The 13,749-nt window shown below is 57.4% G+C and carries 13 protein-coding genes; 8 read left to right on the top strand and 5 right to left on the bottom strand.

Translation table 11 applies throughout. The features are described 5' to 3' along the window. Nucleotides 1–100: 100 nt before the first annotated feature. Together edd and HMPREF3178_RS27550 are read left to right on the top strand one after the other, a co-directional pair. Nucleotides 101–1,912 (top strand): phosphogluconate dehydratase, encoded by a 1,812-nt coding sequence (gene edd, locus HMPREF3178_RS27555; protein ID WP_004103369.1) that lies wholly within the window; start codon nt 101–103, stop codon nt 1,910–1,912. 37 nt (nt 1,913–1,949) lie between these two features. Then, nucleotides 1,950–2,591 (top strand): bifunctional 4-hydroxy-2-oxoglutarate aldolase/2-dehydro-3-deoxy-phosphogluconate aldolase, encoded by a 642-nt coding sequence (locus tag HMPREF3178_RS27550; protein ID WP_004103368.1) that lies wholly within the window; start codon nt 1,950–1,952, stop codon nt 2,589–2,591. 53 nt (nt 2,592–2,644) lie between these two features. Here HMPREF3178_RS27550 and purT read toward each other — a convergent pair whose 3' ends face one another. Next, the gene (purT, locus tag HMPREF3178_RS27545; protein ID WP_004113777.1) at nt 2,645–3,823 is read right to left on the bottom strand and encodes a formate-dependent phosphoribosylglycinamide formyltransferase; all 1,179 of its coding nucleotides are present in this window, start codon (nt 3,821–3,823) and stop codon (nt 2,645–2,647) included. 135 nt (nt 3,824–3,958) lie between these two features. Between purT and HMPREF3178_RS27540 the strand changes: the two genes are divergently transcribed. The 3 genes from HMPREF3178_RS27540 to ptrB all read left to right on the top strand — a co-directional run bounded on the left by HMPREF3178_RS27540 (nt 3,959) and on the right by ptrB (nt 7,344). After that, nucleotides 3,959–4,321, top strand: coding sequence for a YebG family protein (locus HMPREF3178_RS27540; protein ID WP_017145640.1), 363 nt, complete (start codon nt 3,959–3,961; stop codon nt 4,319–4,321). Nucleotides 4,322–4,469: 148 nt separating this feature from the next. Continuing rightward, on the top strand, nt 4,470–5,150 hold the full coding sequence (locus HMPREF3178_RS27535; protein WP_017145641.1) for a tellurite resistance TerB family protein: 681 nt from the start codon (nt 4,470–4,472) through the stop codon (nt 5,148–5,150). A 133-nt stretch (nt 5,151–5,283) separates the two neighbouring features. Continuing rightward, entirely contained in the window at nt 5,284–7,344 is a 2,061-nt protein-coding gene (gene ptrB / locus HMPREF3178_RS27530) for an oligopeptidase B (RefSeq protein WP_016808307.1), read from the top strand. Between the two features lie 6 nt (nt 7,345–7,350). Here the strand turns inward: ptrB and exoX are convergent, their stop codons facing one another. Both exoX and HMPREF3178_RS27520 read right to left on the bottom strand, forming a co-directional pair. Continuing rightward, nucleotides 7,351–8,010 carry an exodeoxyribonuclease X gene (gene exoX, locus HMPREF3178_RS27525; protein ID WP_004103360.1) on the bottom strand — a complete coding sequence of 220 codons (660 nt, stop codon included), beginning with the start codon at nt 8,008–8,010 and terminating at the stop codon, nt 7,351–7,353. Between the two features lie 78 nt (nt 8,011–8,088). After that, nucleotides 8,089–8,319, bottom strand: a complete 231-nt coding sequence (locus HMPREF3178_RS27520; RefSeq protein ID WP_004103351.1) for a DNA polymerase III subunit theta — start codon at nt 8,317–8,319, stop codon at nt 8,089–8,091. Between the two features lie 135 nt (nt 8,320–8,454). Here HMPREF3178_RS27520 and yobA point away from each other — a divergent pair, with 135 nt between their 5' ends. Genes yobA through HMPREF3178_RS27505 form a run of 3 tightly spaced genes read left to right on the top strand, consistent with a single transcriptional unit; the run spans nt 8,455 to nt 10,058 of the window. Next, complete coding sequence (gene yobA / locus HMPREF3178_RS27515) at nt 8,455–8,829, top strand: CopC domain-containing protein YobA (RefSeq protein WP_004103348.1); 375 nt, start codon at nt 8,455–8,457, stop codon at nt 8,827–8,829. A 4-nt stretch (nt 8,830–8,833) separates the two neighbouring features. Beyond that, nucleotides 8,834–9,703 (top strand): copper homeostasis membrane protein CopD, encoded by an 870-nt coding sequence (gene copD / locus HMPREF3178_RS27510; RefSeq protein ID WP_004103346.1) that lies wholly within the window; start codon nt 8,834–8,836, stop codon nt 9,701–9,703. Between the two features lie 16 nt (nt 9,704–9,719). Further along, nucleotides 9,720–10,058: a YebY family protein gene (locus HMPREF3178_RS27505; RefSeq protein ID WP_004103344.1), complete on the top strand. Its 339-nt coding sequence runs from the start codon at nt 9,720–9,722 to the stop codon at nt 10,056–10,058. 385 nt (nt 10,059–10,443) lie between these two features. On the opposite strand, the gene HMPREF3178_RS27500 is transcribed toward HMPREF3178_RS27505, so the two are convergent. Both HMPREF3178_RS27500 and HMPREF3178_RS27495 read right to left on the bottom strand, forming a co-directional pair. Further along, entirely contained in the window at nt 10,444–11,403 is a 960-nt protein-coding gene (locus tag HMPREF3178_RS27500; RefSeq protein WP_004113762.1) for a Csu type fimbrial protein, read from the bottom strand. Nucleotides 11,404–11,414: 11 nt separating this feature from the next. Continuing rightward, nucleotides 11,415–13,748, bottom strand: coding sequence for a fimbria/pilus outer membrane usher protein (locus HMPREF3178_RS27495; protein ID WP_017145642.1), 2,334 nt, complete (start codon nt 13,746–13,748; stop codon nt 11,415–11,417). Between the last annotated feature and the right edge of the window lies 1 nt (nt 13,749).

Raw genomic sequence — 13,749 nt, 5'->3', positions numbered from 1 at the left:
CTGCAGATATTTTGCCCCTGAGCCCCAGTACTTGTGCCTTGAGTCCCAAAAAGTACCGCTAAAGCGCTGCGGCCGGACAGATGAAATTTGAGGAGCCTTTATGAATTCTGAAATGTTACGGGTAACAAATCGCATCATCGAACGTTCGCGCGCTACCCGCGAAGCCTACCTCGCGCGGATTAACCAGGCCAAAACTGACACCGTTCATCGCGCCCAGCTGGCATGCGGTAACCTGGCCCACGGTTTCGCCGCCTGCCAGGCGGATGACAAAGCCTCGTTGAAAAGCATGCTGCGCAATAACATCGCTATCATCACCTCCTACAACGATATGCTTTCCGCCCACCAGCCCTATGAGCGCTATCCGGAGATTATTCGCAAAGCGCTGCACTCCGCGAACGCGGTAGGCCAGGTCGCAGGGGGCGTTCCGGCGATGTGTGATGGCGTTACGCAGGGACAGGACGGAATGGAGCTGTCGCTGCTCAGCCGCGAAGTGATTGCCATGTCCGCGGCGATTGGTCTGTCGCACAACATGTTTGACGGCGCGCTCTATCTCGGGGTCTGCGATAAAATTGTTCCCGGCCTGGCGATGGCTGCGCTCTCCTTCGGCCATCTGCCGTCTATCTTTATTCCTTCCGGTCCGATGGCCAGTGGCCTGGCAAATAAAGAAAAAGTGCGCATTCGCCAGCTGTATGCGGAAGGCAAAGTGGATCGTATGGCGCTGCTGGAGTCCGAAGCTGCGTCTTACCATGCGCCTGGCACCTGCACCTTCTACGGCACCGCCAATACCAACCAGATGGTGGTTGAGTTTATGGGGATGCAGCTGCCCGGATCGTCATTTGTGCATCCGGATGCGCCGCTGCGCGAAGCGCTGACCGCCGCCGCCGCCCGCCAGGTGACTCGTCTGACCGGCAACGGTAATGAGTGGATGCCGCTGGGCAAAATGTTTGATGAAAAAGTGGTGGTTAACGGGATTGTCGCGCTGCTGGCAACCGGCGGCTCCACCAACCACACCATGCACCTGGTGGCCATGGCGCGGGCGGCGGGGATCATCATCAATTGGGATGATTTCTCCGATCTCTCTGACGTGGTGCCGCTGCTGGCGCGTCTCTACCCGAACGGCCCGGCGGATATTAACCACTTCCAGGCGGCTGGCGGGGTACCGGTGCTGGTTCGCGAACTGCTGAAAGGCGGACTGCTGCATGAAGATGTTCACACCGTGGCCGGCTTCGGCCTCTCTCGCTACACCCTGGAGCCCTGGCTTAATAACGGCGAACTTGACTGGCGCGAAGGGGCGACCGCTCCGCTGGACGAACAGGTTATCGCCACCTTTGACAAACCGTTCTCTCGCCACGGCGGCACCAAAGTCCTGAGCGGCAATCTCGGCCGCGCGGTGATGAAAACTTCCGCCGTGCCGGTTGAAAACCAGATTATAGAAGCCCCGGCGGTCGTCTTCGAGAGCCAGCATGATGTGCTGCCTGCCTTTGAAGCGGGCCTGCTCGACAAAGATTGCGTGGTTGTCGTCCGCCATCAGGGGCCAAAAGCGAACGGCATGCCAGAATTACATAAACTTATGCCGCCACTTGGTGTATTATTGGACCGCCGTTTCAAAATCGCGCTGGTGACCGATGGTCGACTCTCCGGCGCGTCAGGCAAAGTACCATCGGCAATCCACGTGACGCCTGAGGCGTACGATGGTGGCCTGCTGGCGAAGGTACGCGATGGCGATATCATCCGCGTCAATGGTCAGACGGGCGAGCTAACGCTGATGGTCGATGACGCTGAGCTGGCCGCGCGTCAGCCCCATATTCCTGACCTGAGCGGTTCGCGTGTGGGAACCGGCCGGGAAATGTTCGGTGCGCTGCGTGAGAAACTCTCCGGAGCTGAACAGGGCGCAACCTGCATCAATTTTTAAGACGATTCGATTTATAGATCTGGCGAGAGAAAATCTGATGAAAAACTGGAAAACAACTGCAGAAGCAATCCTCACCTCCGGCCCGGTTGTACCGGTAATCGTGGTGAAAAAGCTGGAACACGCTGTGCCAATGGCGAAAGCGCTGGTTGCAGGCGGCGTACGCGTACTGGAAGTCACCCTGCGTACCGAGTGTGCGATGGACGCTATCCGCGCAATCGCCAAAGAAGTCCCGGAAGCGATCGTCGGTGCCGGGACCGTCACCAACGTTGAGCAGTTGAAAGAAGTGACCGAAGCGGGCGCGCAGTTTGCTATCAGCCCGGGCCTGACCGAATCTCTGCTGAAAGCGGCGACCGGCGAAGGCACCATTCCGCTGATCCCGGGGATCAGCACCGTATCCGAGCTGATGCTGGGTATGCAGTATGGCCTGAAAGAGTTCAAATTCTTCCCGGCTGAAGCGAACGGCGGCGTGAAAGCGCTGCAGGCGATTGGTGGCCCGTTCGCGCACATTCGTTTCTGCCCGACTGGCGGCATCTCTCCGGCAAACTATCGCGATTATCTGGCGCTGAACAGCGTACTGTGCATCGGCGGTTCCTGGCTGGTTCCGGCGGATGCGCTGGAAGCCGGTGATTACGACCGTATCACCAAACTGGCTCGTGAAGCGGTAGAAGGCGCGAAGTAATCTTCGCGCGCTTACCCGAGGCCCGGTCTGCAGTCCATGCGACCGGGCTTTTTTTATCCTTCGACGACGACCGCTGAAGCCGCCGCTTTAGCCCGCGCAACCGCTTCTTCGACGTTATCGGCTATCGCCAGCGTTACGCCCAGGCGACGTGAACCGTCAATTTCCGGCTTACCGAACAGACGCAGCTGCAGACCCGCGCCGACCGCTGCCTGGAGGTTGCTGAAGGTGACGTTCTGGCTGCTCATCTGCGGCAGAATGACCGCAGAGGCCGCCGGGCCGTACTGGCGAATCGCGCCAATCGGCAGGCCGAGGAAGGCGCGGACGTGCAGGGCGAACTCGGATAAATCCTGCGAAATCAGTGTGACCATACCGGTATCGTGCGGGCGCGGCGAGACTTCGCTAAAAATCACCTCATCGCCGCAGACGAATAGCTCAACGCCGAACAGGCCGTAACCGCCCAGCGCCAGCACCACCTGACGGGCGATGTCCTGCGCGCGTTCCTGCGCCAGCGCGCTCATCTGCTGCGGCTGCCAGGATTCACGATAGTCGCCATCTTCCTGGCGGTGGCCGACCGGCGCGCAGAAGTGCACGCCGTCCACGGCGCTGACGGTGAGAAGGGTAATTTCAAAATCAAAATTCACCACGCCTTCAACGATAACGCGACCGGCCCCGGCACGGCCGCCCTGCTGCGCATACTGCCAGGCCTCAGCCAGCTGTTCGTGGGTACGAATAAAGCTCTGGCCCTTTCCCGATGAGCTCATTACCGGCTTGACGATGCACGGCAGTCCTGTCTCGGCGACGGCCTCGCGGAAGGTGGATTCGCTGTCGGCAAAACGGTAGGCGGAGGTCGGCAGCTTCAGTTCCTCAGCGGCCAGGCGGCGGATCCCTTCACGGTTCATGGTGAGCTTCGCCGCGCGCGCGGTAGGGACGACTTTTTGCCCGGCCTGTTCCAGCGCCACCAGGGTATCGGTGGCGATGGCCTCGATTTCCGGCACGATAAAGTCAGGCTTTTCCAGTTCAATCAGCGCTTGTAAGGCTTCGCCGTGCAGCATATTAATGACGTGTGAGCGGTGCGCGACCTGCATGGCCGGCGCATCAGGGTAACGATCGACGGCGATGGTCTCAATTCCCAGACGCTGGCATTCGATGGCCACTTCTTTACCCAGCTCGCCGGAACCTAACAGCATAACCTTTGTTGCCGCAGGGCGCAGCGCCGTACCTAATACAGTCATAACTCTCTTCCGCAGTAAAAAAACATGCGCCGCATTATAAACGAAAACGTTTGCGCATGTCTTTATGTGCATCATTTGAGTTCGCGGAAGAAATTTGATATACTGTATAAAAACACAGTACTGAGAGGCTGCATCATGGCGGTTGAAATTAAATATGTAGTGATTCGTGAAGGTGAGGAAAAAATGTCTTTTGCCAGCAAAAAAGAGGCCGATGCTTACGACAAAATGCTCGATCTGGCGGAAGTACTGAACGACTGGCTGGTTGAGTGCCCGCTTACGCTCGATGAAGAGCAGCGCGATAGCATGGCGATGTGGCTTGCCGAGCGCAAAGACACCCTCAACCATATTCTGCGTTCCGGTAAGCTGCCGGAAGCTGAGGGCAGCGCCGATGCGCCAGCCGCGCGCGCAGAAGAAGCAGAAGAGGGTGACAAACCCGAAGAGGTCGTCGAATCGGCAGCCTCGGCACCGGCCAGGCCGCGCAAAGCGAAAGCCGCCTGAGCCATGCTGCCGCCGCCACTCGTTCTGGCGGTTGGCTCCCGCGCCGCGCGCCCGGCGCGACATTTGCTCATCTTTAGCTGCCGATAACGTTTCCTGACGCCGCGTCGTTTAGGCTGGTGGTATCGCTTATCGCGCAACGAGGAAATGTATGGCTAACTGGCTTAATCAACTACAGTCTTTGCTGGGTCAGCAAGGGCAATCTTCTTCATCTGACGATCGGTCACGCGGCAAAGACTTCCTGCTGCCCGGCGCGCTTGGCGGCCTGGCCGGGCTGCTGGTTGCCAGCAAATCATCGCGCAAGCTGTTAGCCAAATACGGCACCGGTGCGCTGCTGGTCGGCGGCGGCGCGGTTGCAGGCAGCGTATTGTGGAATAAATATCAGCAGAAATTGCGTACCAGCGGGCAGCAGACATCGGCGGCGCCCACGCCCGCACCTGCGGCGTCCTCCGCGCCAGCCGAACTTGATGCCCGCAGCGAAAGGCTGATTATGGCGCTGGTCTTCGCTGCTAAAAGCGATGGGCATATTGACGAACGCGAGCGGGCAAATATTGAAGCGCAGCTGCGCGCGGCGAACGTTGACGTGCAGGGGCGGGTGTTAATTGACCAGGCGCTGGCGCAGCCCCTCGACCCGCAGAGCCTGGCGCAGGGTATCAGCAGCGAGCAAGAGGCGCTGGAAGTTTACTATATCAGCTGCGCGGTCATTGATATTGACCACTTTATGGAACGCAGCTACCTGAACGCCCTCGGCGAAGCGCTGAAGCTCCCGCAGGAAGTGCGTGAAGATATCGAACGGGATATCCAGGCGCAAAAACAGGCCGTAACGCTCTAAATCCGCACGTTTCGCTTGCATCGCTGGCGACTTTTGCCACCCTTATATATTGTGTAGTCACGTCACCCTTCAGGCTGCTGTGAAGCAGCCTGAAAATTTTAGTACTCAATACAAGCCGCAGAAGAATAAGCAGATGCCACCAAAAGCGAAACGGATCCCCCATGCCATGACATTACATGGCGACACGCGAATCGATAATTACTACTGGCTGCGCGATGACGATCGCGCACAGCCGGAAGTGCTTGATTATCTGCGCCAGGAAAATGAGTACGGTAAAAAAGTGATGTCTTCGCAAAGTAGCCTGCAGGACAGGGTACTCAAGGAGATTATCGACCGTATTCCGCAGCGCGAAGTGTCGGCCCCCTATAGCAAAAATGGCTATCGTTACCGTCAGGTCTATGAGCCTGGCTGCGAGTATGCGATTTATCAACGCCAGCCGGTCGTAAAAGAAGAGTGGGATGAATGGGAGGTCCTGCTTGACGGTAACCAGCGCGCGGCCGGCAGCGAATTCTACACCCTCGGGGGGTTAGGGGTTTCTCCTGACAACAACATGATGGCGGTGGCGGAAGACTATCTCTCCCGCCGGCAATATAGCCTGCGCTTCTACCCTTTAAACGACGGCGATGAATTTGCGGAAGTTCTTGAGAACGTCTCGCCTGATTTTGCCTGGAGTAATGATTCGCAGACCCTGTGGTACGTGCGTAAGCATCCTACCACGCTGCTGCCGTATCAGGTCTGGCGCCATCGCCTGGGCACACCGGCCAGTGCGGATGTTCTGGTGTATGAAGAGCAGGACGATACATTTTACGTCAGCGTACACAAGACGACTTCCCAGCAGTTTGTGGTGATTTATCTGGCCAGCGCGACCACCAGCGAAGTGCTGCTGCTTAACGCGGAAATGACCGACGCCGAGCCGGTCTGTTTTCTACCGCGGCGCAAAGACCATGAATATAGCCTCGATCACTATCAGCACGCTTTTTATCTGCGATCCAACCGTGAAGGGAAAAACTTCGGCCTTTATCGCACTACCCTGCGCGATGAGCAGCAGTGGGAGACCCTGATCGCGCCGCGTCAGGAAGTGATGCTGGAAGGATTTACTCTGTTTACCGACTGGCTGGTTGTGGAAGAGCGCCAGCGGGGGCTGACCAGCCTGCGGCAGATCAATCGTAAAACAAGAGAGTCCCAGGGCATTGCCTTTGACGATCCGGCCTATGTGACCTGGCTTGCCTATAATCCAGAGCCGGAAACCGCTCGTCTGCGCTACGGCTACTCCTCCATGACGACGCCGGATACGCTATTTGAACTGGATATGAATACCGGCGAGCGGCGGGTACTAAAACAGCAGGAAGTCAAAGGGTTTGATGCCAGCCATTATCGCAGCGAGCATTTGTGGATTAAAGCCCGCGACGGCGTCGAAGTCCCGGTCTCGCTGGTCTACCGTCATGAACATTTCCGTAAAGGCGCCAGTCCACTGCTGGTGTACGGCTACGGCTCCTATGGCGCAAGCATGGATGCGGATTTCAGCGCCAGCCGCCTGAGCTTGCTCGACCGCGGTTTTGTGTTCGCTATCGCCCATATTCGCGGCGGCGGCGAACTGGGCCAGCAGTGGTATGAAGACGGAAAGTTTTTGTGCAAGAAGAACACCTTCAACGATTATCTCGACGTCTGCGATGCGCTGCTGGCTCAGGGCTATGGCGATCCGCGCTTTTGCTACGGCATGGGCGGCAGCGCCGGCGGCATGCTGATGGGCGTGGCGGTGAACCAGCGGCCGGAGCTTTTCCACGGCGTGGTAGCCCAGGTTCCCTTTGTCGATGTCCTCACCACCATGCTCGATGAGTCGATTCCGCTAACCACCGGTGAGTTTGAGGAGTGGGGGAATCCGCAGGATGAAGAGTATTACCGCTATATGAAAAGCTACAGCCCGTACGACGGCGTGCAGGCTCAGGCGTATCCGCATCTGCTGGTTACCACGGGCCTGCATGATTCGCAGGTTCAATACTGGGAGCCGGCAAAATGGGTGGCAAAACTGCGCGAGCTAAAAACGGACGATAACCTGCTGCTGCTCTGTACCGATATGGATTCCGGCCACGGCGGTAAATCCGGACGCTTCAAAAGCTATGAAGGCGTGGCGCTGGAGTTTGCGTTTCTGATTGGCCTGGCGCAGGGGACGCTGCCGGGCCAGGCGGAGGTATAGCGCCGGTTACTCCCCGAGATAGTGCTTCAGCGTCAGGCGCAGCTCGGGGCTCATGCGCTCCAGGTTATTAAACAGCCAGCGTAAATAGCCGGGATCGTTTTCCGCAACCTCGGAAACCGGCTTGCCGCGATATTTGCCGAAGGTAAAGGTGGATAGTAGCGCCGGCCGGCCGGTAATGGTCGCCATTTCCTCAGGCGTCCAGCCGGAGGTGTTGATAATATCGAGCAGCAGGGCGGCGGTGATATAGCAATCATAAAGCGCCCGGTGATGATGCAGTCCCGGTGGCGTCGTGACGCTGAGCTTGCGCGACTTATATAGCCCCATATTGCTGTACTTGATGCCTGGCCACAGGCGGCGCGCCAGCTTCATCGTGCAGATCCATTCGCCCTGCATCTCTGGCAACACCCGACGGTCAAAGCTGGCGTTATGGGCGACATACCACGGACTGCCCATATACAGCGGCACAATCTCCTCGATCCACGGCTTATCGGCGACCATCTCTTCGGTGATACGGTGAATCGCCATCGCCTGCGGACTGATGGGGCGGTCGGGGCGAACCAGATGGCTCATGGGATTGGTAATTTGTCCGTCGACAATATCAACCGAGGCGATTTCAACAATGCCTCCCTGCAATCCGCAGGTTTCTGTATCGATTACGCGCAGCATGGCTCGCTCCAGGCCAAAGAAACCAGCGTAATGCAACACGCGGGTCTTGCCAACTCGGATGTCCGCAGGGGACGGGAATTATTTCTGTTTCGGTTCATAGGGCAGGCGAGAGAGCGAAACGGAGGCCAGTCGATGGGCAATCAGACGTTCGCGAAACCAGCCGCGCAGATGTTCGGGCTGTTCTCTTTCGACTAAATCGGCAACCACCGGCATATTGTAGCGTTCTTTAAACGCAACGCCCGCCGCGGCGAGATCGACATTCACTTTGTCCATCTCCTCCTGGGATAGTTTAGCCAGGTTCTTTTCCATCGGTTTCTCCTCTGATAACGCCGCAAAAAGTACTAAGCACGCGGCAAAAAGGCAAGTCTCAGACGCTTAGCTCGACTGCGCCATTATACAGGGTTATTCTCTGTGCTACATACATAACAAAAAGGAATGACAACTATGCCAATCATCGCCGGACGCGCGCTGCGTCTGTCTCTGTTTCTCGCCGGTTGCCTCAGCGCAGCAGGCGCATTCGCCCACGCCCATTTGCAACAGCAGCTTCCGGCCGCCGGCGCGGTGGTGGCGGCTTCACCCCAGGCGCTGACCCTCAACTTCTCTGAAGGCATCGAAACGCAGTTTAGCGGCGTGACCCTCACCGGGCCGCAGCAGAATACCATCACCCTTGGTAAACCTGTCCGCAGCGACAGTAATAAGGCCGAGCTGACGGTACCGGTTGAGCAGGCGCTGACGCCGGGCGAATATACCGTTGACTGGCACGTGGTCTCCGTTGATGGCCATAAGACGAAAGGACAATACACCTTTACCGTGAAGTAAGCCGATGCTGAGTGGAGTCTATGTCAGCTTACGCTTTATCCATTTTATCTCGCTGATCGTCGCTTTCGGCTGTGTCCTCTATGGGACATGGTGGGCGCCGGTAACCTTGCGCCGCTTAATGATGCAGCGTTTCTACCCGCTAATGCGCCATTTATTGCTGGCGAGCGCGCTGTCGGCGCTGCTGATGCTGATGGCGCAGGGTGGGCTGATGGGCAGCGGCTGGCCGGACGTCTGGCAGCCGGCTATCTGGCAGGCGGTTGCCGGAACGCAGTTCGGTAGCGTGTGGATATGGCAGATTTTACTCGCCCTTGTGGCGCTGGCGGTGGTCTGGCTGAAGCCCCGACGATCGGGACGTTTGCTGCTGGTCCTGTTTTGCGCACAGCTGCTGCTGTTGGCCGGCGTCGGTCATGCCGCGATGAACGACGGCTGGCTGGGGATAGTGCAGCGGACCAACCATGCTATTCATCTGTTTTGTGTTGCCAGCTGGGTTGGCGGTCTGCTGCCGTTTATCTACTGTCTTCGCCTGGCGCACGGTCGCTGGCGGCAGGCGGCGATTGCCACCATGATGCGTTTTTCACGCTACGGGCATCTGGCGGTTGCTGGCGCTATCGCCAGCGGCGCAGTGAATGCGCTGTTGATCCAGGGCGGGCTCATCAGCGCCTCGCCCTGGGGGCGTATGCTGTTGCTCAAATGTGCGCTGGTGGCGGCAATGGTGGTAATTGCGCTGGTGAACCGGTATGTTCTGGTGCCACGCATGTCGGCAGGCGGAACGCGAGCGGAGCAGCTTATCGTGCGGACCACGCAGATAGAAATTGCGCTGGGGGCGCTGGCGCTATTTGCCGTCAGCCTGTTTGCCACCTGGGAACCTTTCTGAATAAACTGGTTAAATCATGAAAAAAATCGTTCTGACAATGTTGTTATTGGCAAGTTCTGGCGCTGCGCTGGCGGCGCCGCAGGTGATTACCGTGAGCCGCTTTGAAGTGGGTAAGGAGAGCTGGGCGTTTAATCGGGAAGAGGTGATGCTGACCTGCCGTCCGGGCAACGCGCTGTTTGCCATCAATCCGAGCACGCTGGTGCAGTACCCGTTAAACGACATCGCCGAGCAGCAGATGAAAGACGGTAAGACCAACGCGCAGCCGATTTCTGTGATCCAGATTGACGATCCGCAGCAGCCGGGACAAAAAATGAGCCTGGCGCCATTTATTGAGCGCGCGCAGAAACTCTGCTGATCGATATTTTCATCCTACTGTTTTTACATAAAAATAACCGCCATCTCCCCATTCCGGGAGCGGCGGTTTTTTGTAGGCATACGCAATCCTGAGAGGAATTATTGGTTCCCTTTTGTCACGGACTGGAAAACCTGACACGGTAAACTATTCTTATAAGGCAAGGCGACTTAGCCTGCATTAATGCCAACTTTTAGCGCACGGCTCTCTCCCAAGAGCCATTTCCCTGGACCGAATACAGGAATCGTGTTCGGTCTTTTTTTATCTTTTTTCAGCAATCGCAGATTCCCTTCTAAAAACCCCAGCAGCTTTTTTCGGGGCTTTTTTCTTATACCACAACAATAATTTCCTAAACATTTCTTTTACAAAAAAATCGCCTGCTAACCTTTTAATAGCTCACCGTCACCAGGACGGTATCGCTGTAGGTTCCCGCAGGCTGGTTGCTCTGGTTCGGGTTAATCTTCAGGGTGTAGCTTGCAGATTGCGCGGCGCCGGAGCCGGTCACGCTGAGATTGTTATTTTCCGTCCAGGCGCTGCCGTTGGGCTGGTAAAATTGATACTGCAAAAAGGCAGTCGGTTGGTTAGCGATGGGCTGGCTCATCTGCCGCCAGTCGCCGACGCTGGCGTTAGTACTGGCGAGATTGACGGTGTAGGCCGCGTTTTTTGTGCAGCGAATGGCAAGCTGGCCGCTGTAGGAACTAAAACCGGACGGGAGGGCGGCAGGGGCAAACTCGACGTCCGGCGCGCTGTCGATATAGCAAAAATTGGTCACCCTCACCGATACGTTGACCGTAGAGACCAGGGTGCCGTTATTCGGAATACATATCTTAATGCCCAGTAGATCGAGCCCGACGTAGCAAAAACGATACACCCAGGTAATGGTTAAGACATCGCTATAGGTTCCGGCGGGCACGTTGGCTCCCGGGGTGGTTCTGAAGTAGAGCGGCATGGTGCCATCGCTCGAGTTAAATAGCCCCAGCAGCTCAAGCAGCGTTGTCCTGGACCAGCTTATTACGCCGCCATCCTGATAGGCCGGCGAGCAGGATGCGTCAGAACAGATGCTGTAAGGGATGGCATCGCCGGCGCCGTTAAGCAGCCGGGGCACTCTGTTGCTCTGGTTAGCCGACGCCAGGGTAGCGCTTAGCGTGTTGGTCGAGTTCAGCGCCACCAGTTCCGGGGTGCAGTAAAACCCCGCGCCCGCCATCACGCCCTGAGGCGCGCTGTAGAGCGTAAAGGAATCGACAGGGCCGATCGCTGGCGCACTGGTTTTGATGCTGCAGGCGGCCAGCGCGTTGCTGGCTTGCCCAAGCGCTAAAAGCATCACGAATACCCGGATAATATTTTTCAATCTTATCTCCGCTATGAAGAGGGACAGCTGACCGGGCCTATCCGCTGCGGAACCGGCGTGGTCTCCGGAAGCTCGAACGGGATGCTGCATCGAAGCTCTCCGGCATTTATTTTGACTTCGTTAATGCGCCCGAGGTGCGAGAACCAGACCACGCCGTCGTAGCCCACCAGGGCGCGCTGTTGACTATTAACTTCCTCCACCGGCGTACCGACCGGTAGCGGTTGTCCCTGAGCATCGACGAAGATGAGCGTTGCCGAGCGCACGCGGTTAACCGGGAAATCAACCAGCGCGCCGCTGCCTTCGCGTACGGCGATGCGTTTTTCCACCGTGACGGCTTCGGTATCCGTGGGCAACGGCAGCGTATCGAGGGTGACCTTTCCCGGATACCACGCCGAAGCCCAGGGGATCAGCAGATGACCATTTTTATCGGTCACGCCGACTTTGCGGTTTTCATAATTCACCGCAATGTTTGGATAGTTGCCGGTAGAAACGACGATAAAGGCGTCGTTAATTTGCCGGGCGAAAAACAGACTGTTATCCATCAGCACGACCGAGCCTGCGGCCTCAAACCAGCTGTGATGATCGTCACGCGACCCGTAATAGCCACCGCTCAGCGTGGACACGCGATTAATCCAGGTCAGATCCGCCTGACTATAGTTATTGTCGCCGATCGAATGGGCGAGGTTCCAGCCCAGCCCGCCTTCCGCCGGGGCAGAGCGACTAACGTTGATATTTTCCCCCCATTGGCCTGAGCTGGATCGTTGACCGCTTAGCTGCACGGAGCTTTGCGAATCGAAAGGGATAATGATTTGCAACATGCTGGCGTAGCTATTGTCCTGCAGATCGCGGTTTACGCTCAGGTTGAGGCTGCTGCTTTGCCACAGGCTGCGGCTCCAGGAGAGGTTCATGAGCCGGGTATGTGAATTATCCTCGGCTTTGATATCAAAATAGCCAATGCTGAAAGATCCGAGCGCTCTGTCCCATGGGCTCAGGCTCAGCGTCGCCTGATCTGACTGACGGCTTAATGCGGCGACAGAACCGTAGGTGCTGAGGTTGTTGTAGTCGGCGCTGCGGCGAATATGCTGATAGTTCACTCCCCAGCTGCTGGCGTAATAAGAGTATCCGGCGGTGAGTTGATTGCCGCTGCCGTCGCCCCGGCTGGCGCTGGTCGATAGGCTGAGGGTGCCCAGGTTCCCCACGCCGATATCGCTGCCTATTCCGGCATTGGTTAATCCTTTGCGGTCTTCCGTATGCGTCGACAGCGTGAGCCAGTTGTTGACTCCATAGCGATAAATTGCGCTCAGCGCGCCGGCGCCATAATCGGCACTCTTGATACCGTAGTTGTTGCGCAGGGCCCCAAGGGTGAAATCAAAATCACTCAGGCCTTCGCGTAGCAGGGTGTTGGAGACATAAAAAGGAATGCTGGTGGACACCTGACGACCGAGGGCATCGGTGGTCACCACGGTAGCTTCGCCGGCGCCGCTGATCCAGGGAACGTTGGTCAGCGTATAGGGGCCACCATTGATTTGCGCGGAGCTGGTTTTATAGCCGTTAATAAACAGATCGACGCTTGAAGGAACCGCCGCGCTGCCGGATAAATTGAGCAGCGGATACGTCACCAGATCCGGGCGAACGCTGAAGTTACGGCTCAGCCGGAGTCCTCCCATTCGTACTGAACTGCTCCAGGTCAGGGCGTTACTGACCACATCCCCGGCCTGGTAGCTAATCATCTGTTCGCTGTCGCTGTATTTCCACAGGGTGTCGTAACGCATAAAGCCCTGCTGCTCGTAGCCCGTCGAAGACCAGTTTTGCCGGATGACGGCATTGTTAGAAAGAACGCCTGGCGGCCCGAAGAGGCGCGTCTCGGTATAGGTGCTGGTGGTTTGCGTTCCGCCGGACGAGAAGAGGCTGTAAGCGTCATAGTTAAATAACATGCCGGGACTGCTTATCGCGGCCTGGTAGTTTTGTCCCGTCGTCTCCCCGATGCGCTGCTCGGGAAGCCAATTGTCCGGCACCCGGAGATTGAGCATTTGCCCCGGCCGATCGTATTCCACTTTAACCGAGGGGATCGTCGTCACGTCAACCAGCGCATCTTGGGTCTGTAAGGGAATATGCGCCTGGCGCAAAACCTCGGCGGCGATCCAATAGCGACCCGCAATAACCTTTACAGGAGCGGCGCTCGCCAGGAGATTCCCGTTGACCGATACGCTGAGATACAGCTCATACTCCTGCTTATCGCTGTATGAAGCTGCTGGCGCAGGCAACGAATCATAGGTCGCAGCGCAGGCCGTTACCGACGCTAGTGCCAACAGCCCTCCGGTCGCTGCCCTTTTCAGATCGCGCATT

This window comes from Klebsiella sp. HMSC09D12, from assembly GCF_001808475.1.
In the GTDB taxonomy this organism is placed as follows: domain Bacteria; phylum Pseudomonadota; class Gammaproteobacteria; order Enterobacterales; family Enterobacteriaceae; genus Klebsiella; species Klebsiella oxytoca.
This window is presented reverse-complemented; position numbering and strand designations above follow the sequence as displayed.

What these genes read in the sequence shown, in the direction of transcription:
- edd (WP_004103369.1), top strand. Translation starts at nt 101, where the DNA reads ATGAATTCTGAAATGTTACGGGTAACAAATCGCATCATCGAACGTTCG.
- HMPREF3178_RS27550 (WP_004103368.1), top strand. Translation starts at nt 1,950, where the DNA reads ATGAAAAACTGGAAAACAACTGCAGAAGCAATCCTCACCTCCGGCCCG.
- purT (WP_004113777.1), bottom strand. Translation starts at nt 3,823, where the DNA reads ATGACTGTATTAGGTACGGCGCTGCGCCCTGCGGCAACAAAGGTTATG.
- HMPREF3178_RS27540 (WP_017145640.1), top strand. Translation starts at nt 3,959, where the DNA reads ATGGCGGTTGAAATTAAATATGTAGTGATTCGTGAAGGTGAGGAAAAA.
- HMPREF3178_RS27535 (WP_017145641.1), top strand. Translation starts at nt 4,470, where the DNA reads ATGGCTAACTGGCTTAATCAACTACAGTCTTTGCTGGGTCAGCAAGGG.
- ptrB (WP_016808307.1), top strand. Translation starts at nt 5,284, where the DNA reads ATGCCACCAAAAGCGAAACGGATCCCCCATGCCATGACATTACATGGC.
- exoX (WP_004103360.1), bottom strand. Translation starts at nt 8,010, where the DNA reads ATGCTGCGCGTAATCGATACAGAAACCTGCGGATTGCAGGGAGGCATT.
- HMPREF3178_RS27520 (WP_004103351.1), bottom strand. Translation starts at nt 8,319, where the DNA reads ATGGAAAAGAACCTGGCTAAACTATCCCAGGAGGAGATGGACAAAGTG.
- yobA (WP_004103348.1), top strand. Translation starts at nt 8,455, where the DNA reads ATGCCAATCATCGCCGGACGCGCGCTGCGTCTGTCTCTGTTTCTCGCC.
- copD (WP_004103346.1), top strand. Translation starts at nt 8,834, where the DNA reads ATGCTGAGTGGAGTCTATGTCAGCTTACGCTTTATCCATTTTATCTCG.
- HMPREF3178_RS27505 (WP_004103344.1), top strand. Translation starts at nt 9,720, where the DNA reads ATGAAAAAAATCGTTCTGACAATGTTGTTATTGGCAAGTTCTGGCGCT.
- HMPREF3178_RS27495 (WP_017145642.1), bottom strand. Translation starts at nt 13,748, where the DNA reads ATGCGCGATCTGAAAAGGGCAGCGACCGGAGGGCTGTTGGCACTAGCG.